We start from the raw sequence: 1,143 nt of genomic DNA on the forward strand, positions 1-1,143 counted from the left end.
TCTTTAACGAATCTTCAACTTTTTATCACCTTGAAACATAGATACATGCTAAACGCTTCATTTTCATTTATACATTAGCTAAGTATTTTCACGACGGTATCTTGGCTTTGATAAGATCTTTCTGCCCCTCTGAATTGTTCAGAGAGTACTGAACTTCCTACATTGGCTTTCGTTTTCATCGTATGATAGGCATGTCTTTTTTTTCAGGGTTAAAAAATTCCATATCAAGTTCGCGTCTTTTCTTTTTGATAAGTGATTGCTCAGCCTTACGTAAATGCGCTACCATTTCCATCTTTATAAATTCATTTTGGATCATGGCTAATGAACCATCGATATGTGCTTGAAGATCTGCAGTATCTTTCAGGTTTTCTTTTGTTTGAATTTCATCTAATAGATGTTGGAGGTATTTAAAACGATTTTCTACGGTTTCAAAAGTTTCTAAACTTATAGCTTTATCTAGTATCGATGCAAATTGTAAACGCCTTGAAATAGCTTTGCCTATTTGCTCAAAAGACCCATAAATTTTGTTTTCTTCTTCTAATACCTTTTGATATGATTCCCTTGAAAGCTTATCACTCTTATAGAGCGATTCTGGTTCTTTGAGAAAAAAACTAGAAAAGTCTATTTTCTGAGGTGCAGTTTTCTGACTCTTTGTTATAGCTTGATAGGTTTTTTCTGTTTCCGAAAGTTGTTCTTTTTTCAACGCAAGCTGTTCTTTTAAGAGCTCAATAATTTCTCCTTTTTTTAAAAGCTGAAGGATTTCCGAATATTCTGCTGATAGAGCAGGTTGTGGCGGTGAAGCAGGTTGCGACTTTTTAGGTGATTTTGGCTTTTTTTTAACTCCAGGTTTATTAGGACGTTTAATTTTAACATTTTTATTGCGTGTTGAAGTTGTCAAGCCAGGATATACCCAATATGAGTGACCTCCTTCTAATACGTGCAATTTTCTTTCATTTCTATCATACTCATGTTCGCTATTTGCATGTGCCAAATTCATCATTGCCAAAAGGGTAACCATTCCTACTATAATAAATCGCTTTTTCATCTGTCTTCTCGTTTGATTTCAGGAGGGATTGTTTTATTAATAGGCACACGGTTCCTATCATTGGGCTGTTTTAGCTTTGGTGCTAATGCACAAGCTGA

2 protein-coding genes are annotated in these 1,143 nt (G+C 34.7%); both read right to left on the bottom strand.

What is annotated here, in order from left to right; translation table 11 throughout:
• Positions 1 to 175: 175 nt before the first annotated feature.
• Complete coding sequence (locus ACFIJS_RS08965) at positions 176 to 1,045, bottom strand: type IV secretion system protein (RefSeq protein WP_375651266.1); 870 nt, start codon at positions 1,043 to 1,045, stop codon at positions 176 to 178.
• On the bottom strand, positions 1,042 to 1,143 hold a 102-nt coding region (locus ACFIJS_RS08970), incomplete at its 5' end, for a TrwH protein (protein ID WP_375650800.1). The genes ACFIJS_RS08970 and ACFIJS_RS08965, both read right to left, overlap by 4 nt.

Source organism: Bartonella sp. OT172YNZD, assembly GCF_042193725.1.
Lineage (GTDB): Bacteria > Pseudomonadota > Alphaproteobacteria > Rhizobiales > Rhizobiaceae > Bartonella > Bartonella grahamii_A.